The sequence below is a fragment of the Martelella alba genome (assembly GCF_005217455.1).
Taxonomy (GTDB): Bacteria; Pseudomonadota; Gammaproteobacteria; order Enterobacterales; family Enterobacteriaceae; genus Acerihabitans.
The window spans coordinates 22,335-28,356 of the sequence record NZ_SZPQ01000051.1; the positions used below are offsets into that span (position 1 = coordinate 22,335).

Genomic DNA, 6,022 nt, shown 5'->3' on the forward strand with positions numbered 1-6,022 from the left:
GTGAACATTGCCGAATTACGCGTCAGGCAAATGGAAACCGCGCGGCAGGTTATCCGCCGGGACGTTTATGATTTCGTGACGCCATCGCTGATTGCCGGCGCTGACGTGGGGTTCGAGCAAGGCGGCGAGATAACCCGGGCGGCAATCGTGCTACTGCGGTTTCCCTCGCTCAAACCGGTCGAGTATCGGGTGGCGCGTATCGAAACCACCATGCCGTATATCCCCGGTTTCCTTTCTTTCAGAGAATATCCGGCCTTGTTGGCCGCCTGGCAAAAATTGTCTCGCCAGCCCGATCTGGTTTTTGTCGATGGACATGGTATTTCCCACCCACGCCGCCTGGGCGTGGCCAGCCATTTCGGCCTAATGATCGACAAGCCGACCATCGGCGTGGCCAAGCGCCGGCTGTGTGGTCGATTCGAGCCGCTGGGGGACGACCTGAATGCCTGCTCGCCGTTGATGGACAAGGACGAGCAGATAGCCTGGGTTTGGCGCAGTAAATTACGCTGCAACCCTCTGTTTGTTTCCTCCGGGCACCGGGTGGGCCTTGATAGCGCGTTGACCTGGGTGCGCCGTTGCATGGGTGGATACCGGTTACCCGAGCCTACCCGTTGGGCGGATGCGGTCGCCTCCAACCGTCCGGCGTTTCAACGTTGGCAACACAACCCGTCGCAAACGGATTTATTGGGTCCATGATAGGGACACCGGTGGTTTTCAGGTACACTGCGGGTAATTTAAGAATTATGAGATAGTGCGATGTTACGTAACCCGATACATTTACGCCTGGAAAAACTGGACAACTGGCAGCATGTGGTTTTCATGGCATCGCTGTGCGAACGGATGTATCCCAATTATCAACTGTTTTGCGCCCGGTCTGGTTATGGCGATGGCGCGGTTTACCGGCGGTTGCTCGACCTTATCTGGGAAACCGAGACAATCAAGGGCGCCAAGGTCGATTTCGATTTGCAATTGGAAAAGCTCGAAGCATGCATCCCCGTCGCGGATGATTACGATTTTTATGGTGTTTATCCGGCGATCGACGCCTGTGTCGCACTAAGTGAATTATTGCACTCGCGTTTGAGCGGCGAAACATTGGAGCACGCCGTCTCGGTAAGCGAGACGTCCGTCAATACGGTGGCCATGTGGGAAATGACCGAGGCCGGACGGGAAATGACTGATGACGAATTGAGCGCATTGCCGGCCATTGAGCAGGAATGGGATATTCAGTGGGAGATTTTCCGCTTGCTGGCGGGCTGTGAAGAACGCGACATAGATTTGATAAAAGGCTTGCGGGCAGACCTGCGCGAAGCCGGGATAAGCAATCTTGGGGTAAATTTACAGCAATAAGGCAATAAAACGTGATTTAAGACCTGTTTTGCCATGTCTTAAGACTTCACATCTGCACCCTGTCTGGTCTACATTTGGGGGGGCATAAAAAAAAGTGGCTATCGGTGCGTGTTTGCAGGGAGGTGCTGCAATTCGGCATATCCGTCGCGCTCGATACTTAGCAAGCGATAAACACACTGTAAGGATAACATATGAACAAGACTCAACTGATTGATGTAATTGCTGATAAGGCTGATCTTTCCAAGGCACAGGCAAAGTCGGCGCTGGAATCCACGTTGTCGGCGATTACCGAGTCTCTCAAAGAGGGTGATGCTGTACAATTAGTTGGTTTCGGTACTTTCAAAATCAATCGTCGTAGTGAACGCACTGGACGCAATCCTCAGACCGGCAAGGAAATCAAGATTGCGGCGGCCAATGTACCCGCGTTTGTTTCTGGCAAGGCGCTGAAAGACGCTGTCAAGTAACACTTACAGTGTGTTGGTGATCAGAACAATTATAGGTATGGGGGCTGAAACGCCCCTTTTGTTTGCATGTCGACGCGCCTGGTTACTCTTGGGCATGTTTGTGCTGGCAGCTTGCGCCCATCATCAGGAAAAAACGCCTTCCTTCACCGCCAGCGGCTATATCGCCGATCGAGGTGTTATACGCTTGTGGCGCAATGATAACGCCGCGCAACAGTCTGTGGCCATTCTCAGTGTCTACAGCCCCTATGAAGGCGATAACACGACCCTTACCCGTTATCAATTCCAGGATAATAAGGTGCGTCAAATTACCCGCAACCAATTGGGCTCGCATCCTCAGACGGTACAAATCCGCTTTGATGACCAAGGCAACGTGATTTTTATGCAACGGCAGCAAAACCAGATCCGTGAAAAACTCAGCGACGACCAATTGGCCATTTATCAATTCGAAGCCGGCCAGGTATTGCAGGACAGTCAATCCCTACGCGTGGGGGATGTGCAGCTAAAACAAGGATCGTGGCGTGACGGCGAGCTTTACAACTGTTCTGGCAAAGCTGTTTCGGCCCATTTCGATCGGCGCTCCGCCGCCTGGATTGTCGCCAGAGCGAAACGATCAACGCGGCCGCTGGGCGTCGCCTGGCTGGATGCGCCGGAAGGGACGCAATTGCTGTTGGTCGCCAATGAAAGTTTTTGTCACTGGCAGCCAACCCGTAACGATCTTTAGACTGGCGGCCACAGATCCTCGGCCGCCAGTGGCGGCAGTCGATGGCGGCAATTGATGGCGACGAGGGGAGCGCCGGGCGCGATGCCTGCAGACGCCCGGCTTAAGGTTACTGGCTTTTCTCCCGGGCGATAGCGCGGTAACCGATGTCGTTGCGATAAAAACAATCCTGCCAGTGGATGGCCTGCACGTCGCGGTAAGCCCGCGCCTGCGCATCCGCCACTGTGTCGCCCAGGGCGGTGACGCATAGCACGCGCCCGCCCTGGGTCAGAACGTCGCCATTCTCCAGTCGTGTTCCGGCATGAAAGACTTTTGCGTCATCCTCCGCTTCAGCGGGCAATCCCGAGATCACATCGCCGGTACGGTAGTCGGCCGGATAACCGCCCGCCGCCATGACCACGCCTAACGCCGGACGACAATCCCATTGCGAACTTTGCTCGTGCAGCCGACCTTCGACGGCCGCCAGGCATAGCGCGACCAGATCGGAGCGCATACGCAACATGATGGGCTGGGTCTCCGGATCACCAAAACGGCAATTAAACTCAATCACCTTGGGCTGACCTTGCGCATCAATCATCAAGCCGGCATACAGGAAACCGGTATAGTCGTTCCCTTCGGCCGCCATGCCGCGCACGGTCGGCCAGATAACCCGATCCATCACCCGGCGATGCACCTCTTCGGTAACCACCGGCGCGGGCGAATAAGCGCCCATACCGCCGGTGTTCGGTCCGGTGTCGCCGTCGCCCACCCGTTTGTGATCCTGGCTGGTGGCCATGGGCACGACATGTCGCCCATCCACCATGACAATAAAGCTGGCTTCTTCACCCGCGAGAAATTCCTCCACGACGATTCGGTGACCGGCATCGCCGAAGGCATTGCCGGCCAGCATATCCTGAACGGCGGCTTCGGCTTCGGCCAGCGTCATCGCCACGATCACGCCTTTGCCGGCGGCCAGGCCGTCCGCCTTAATAACGATAGGCGCGCCTTTGCTTCGGATATACGCCAATGCCGAGTCTACGTCGGTGAAATTCTGGTACTCCGCGGTGGGGATATTATGGCGAGCCAGAAAATCCTTGGTGAAGGCCTTGGAGCCTTCCAACCGCGCTGCGGATCGGGTCGGGCCGAACACACGCAGGCCGTTGGCCTGAAAGGCATCCACCACGCCTATCACCAGCGGAGCTTCGGGTCCGACAATGGTCAGGCCGATGTCATGGCGTTTGGCGAAATCGACCAGCGCCGCGATATCCGTGGGCGCGATGGCGACATTCTCCAACTCCGGCTCCAGGGCTGTACCGGCATTGCCCGGCGCGACGTACACTTTATCGGCCAGGGGAGAACGGGCGGCTTTCCAAGCCAAAGCATGTTCGCGCCCGCCGTTGCCGATAATCAAGATATTCATGTTACGCTCCCGGTTTTAGTGGCGGAAATGACGCATATCGGTGAAGATCATGGCGATGCCGTGCTCATTGGCCGCAGCGATAACCTCATCGTCGCGAATGGAACCGCCGGGCTGAATGACGCAACGGATACCTACGGCCGCCGCGGCGTCGATACCGTCGCGGAAGGGAAAGAACGCATCGGAGGCCATGGCCGAACCGCGAACGTCGAGCCCCTCATCGGCCGCCTTAATGCCGGCGATTTTTGCAGAGTACACTCGGCTCATCTGACCCGCGCCTATGCCGATAGTCATATTATCGCGGGCATACACGATCGCGTTGGATTTGACGTACTTGGCCACTTTCCAGCAAAACAGCGCATCGCGCAATTCGGCTTCGCTGGGGCGCCGTTGGGTTACCACCCGCAAATCGTTGGGTCCGACCATGCCCAGATCCCGTTCTTGCACCAACAGGCCGCCATTGACGCGTTTGAAATCCCACCCCGGTACGCGAGACTGCCAGATCCCGCTGGCCAGTACGCGCACGTTCTGCTTGGCTTGCAGCAGCGCCCGCGCCTCGTCATCAATAACAGGCGCGATAATCACTTCGACGAATTGCCGGCTGATAATGGCTTTGGCGGTGGCGGCATCCAATGAACGATTGAAAGCGATAATGCCGCCAAAGGCCGAGGTGGGATCAGTTTTATACGCCCGCTCATAAGCCTCGAGCACGTCGACGCCGATGGCGACGCCGCAAGGATTGGCATGTTTTACGATAACACAGGCGGGTTCGGCGAATTCTTTTACGCACTCCAGCGCGGCATCGGTATCGGCAATGTTGTTGTAAGATAATGCCTTGCCCTGTAACTGTTTGGCGGTAGCCACGGACACTTCGTGAATCGGCTCCTCAATATAGAACGCCGCTGACTGGTGGCTGTTTTCCCCATAACGCATATCCTGCTTCTTGACGAAATTCAGATTAAGCGTGCGTGGAAACCGGCCGGCGGGAGTACGGGTATCGCCGTGGTAAGGCGGCACCTGGCTGCCGAAATAGTTGGCGATCATACTGTCGTAGGCTGCGGTGTGTTCGAATGCCTTTATAGCCAGGTCAAAACGGGTTTCATAAGTCAATGAACCGCCGTTTTCGTCCATTTCATGGATAATGCGACCGTAGTCGCCGCTATCGACCACAATCGCCACATCTTTATGGTTTTTGGCCGCGGAACGCACCATCGTCGGTCCGCCGATATCAATATTTTCGACGGCGTCTTCACGGCTACAGTTTTCGCGCGCTACTGTCTGGGCGAATGGGTAGAGGTTGACGATCACCATATCAATGGGCTCTATGCCATGTTGCCGCATAATCGCATCGTCCTGGCCGCGACGTCCCAAGATGCCGCCATGTACTTTGGGATGCAGCGTTTTGACCCGCCCATCCATCATCTCGGGGAAACCCGTGTAATCGGAAACTTCAGTCACTGGCAAACCGGCTTCGGCCAGCAAGCGAGCCGTCCCGCCGGTTGAAAGCAGCTTAACGCCGCGCTGGGAAAGGGATTTGGCGAATTCTACGATACCGGCTTTGTCAGAGACGCTGAGCAAGGCGCGGCGCACGGGACGTGGTTGTTGCATGGCGAGTTTATCCTTTGATTGGATAGTTTTAAATAATCCGGCATGCCCGGCTATTGTCGCCAATAGCGGGCATGAAATATCCAGGCTGAAGAATTGGCGTGAATTGTAGCGAAAACGTTTGCGCGATGCTCGCCCTATTTTCGTTCACAGGGGACGTTTGTGGATAAGTGTGTGCAAAAGTGGGTATAAAACCCTGTTTTGCTGTGGAAAGCAGCGAACAGCCAATTTTAAGAGAAATACCTGTTGCGGCATGATAAGAATTGCCTATAATGCGCCTCCATCGACCGACGCCGCGGCACTTCACGCCGGTATCGGCCGGGCCGCCACACGGCGGAAAGCGGTGAGAAACAAGCCGGTCAGGCTTGACACCCAATGAGGAAAGCGTAATATACGCCACCTCGCGCCAGAGGAGTTACCCGGCGCACGCTCTTTAACAAGTTATCAGACAATCTGTGTGGGCACTCGCAAGACCTATAATACGCTGAATATTTC

The 6,022-nt window shown here is 55.9% G+C and carries 6 protein-coding genes; 4 read left to right on the top strand and 2 right to left on the bottom strand.

What is annotated here, in order from left to right; genetic code table 11:
• The 4 genes from nfi to FCN80_RS22725 all read left to right on the top strand — a co-directional run bounded on the left by nfi (position 1) and on the right by FCN80_RS22725 (position 2,529).
• Complete coding sequence (gene nfi / locus FCN80_RS22710) at positions 1–693, top strand: deoxyribonuclease V (RefSeq protein WP_136992627.1); 693 nt, start codon at positions 1–3, stop codon at positions 691–693.
• A gap of 60 nt (positions 694–753) precedes the next feature.
• Positions 754–1,344, top strand: a complete 591-nt coding sequence (locus FCN80_RS22715; RefSeq protein WP_136992628.1) for a YjaG family protein — start codon at positions 754–756, stop codon at positions 1,342–1,344.
• Between the two features lie 191 nt (positions 1,345–1,535).
• The gene (gene hupA, locus FCN80_RS22720) at positions 1,536–1,808 is read left to right on the top strand and encodes a nucleoid-associated protein HU-alpha (RefSeq protein WP_136992629.1); all 273 of its coding nucleotides are present in this window, start codon (positions 1,536–1,538) and stop codon (positions 1,806–1,808) included.
• Positions 1,809–1,902: 94 nt separating this feature from the next.
• A complete protein-coding gene (locus FCN80_RS22725; protein WP_230492875.1) occupies positions 1,903–2,529 on the top strand; it encodes a DUF1481 domain-containing protein in 627 nt (208 codons plus the stop codon).
• 106 nt (positions 2,530–2,635) lie between these two features.
• Here FCN80_RS22725 and purD read toward each other — a convergent pair whose 3' ends face one another.
• Both purD and purH read right to left on the bottom strand, forming a co-directional pair.
• Positions 2,636–3,925 carry a phosphoribosylamine--glycine ligase gene (gene purD, locus FCN80_RS22730; RefSeq protein WP_136992630.1) on the bottom strand — a complete coding sequence of 430 codons (1,290 nt, stop codon included), beginning with the start codon at positions 3,923–3,925 and terminating at the stop codon, positions 2,636–2,638.
• A gap of 15 nt (positions 3,926–3,940) precedes the next feature.
• On the bottom strand, positions 3,941–5,530 hold the full coding sequence (purH, locus tag FCN80_RS22735) for a bifunctional phosphoribosylaminoimidazolecarboxamide formyltransferase/IMP cyclohydrolase (protein ID WP_136992631.1): 1,590 nt from the start codon (positions 5,528–5,530) through the stop codon (positions 3,941–3,943).
• Positions 5,531–6,022: the final 492 nt, after the last annotated feature.

Coding starts and splice junctions, on each gene's coding strand:
- purH (WP_136992631.1), bottom strand. CDS start 5,530: ATGCAACAACCACGTCCCGTGCGCCGCGCCTTGCTCAGCGTCTCTGAC.
- hupA (WP_136992629.1), top strand. CDS start 1,536: ATGAACAAGACTCAACTGATTGATGTAATTGCTGATAAGGCTGATCTT.
- FCN80_RS22715 (WP_136992628.1), top strand. CDS start 754: ATGTTACGTAACCCGATACATTTACGCCTGGAAAAACTGGACAACTGG.
- FCN80_RS22725 (WP_230492875.1), top strand. CDS start 1,903: ATGTTTGTGCTGGCAGCTTGCGCCCATCATCAGGAAAAAACGCCTTCC.
- purD (WP_136992630.1), bottom strand. CDS start 3,925: ATGAATATCTTGATTATCGGCAACGGCGGGCGCGAACATGCTTTGGCT.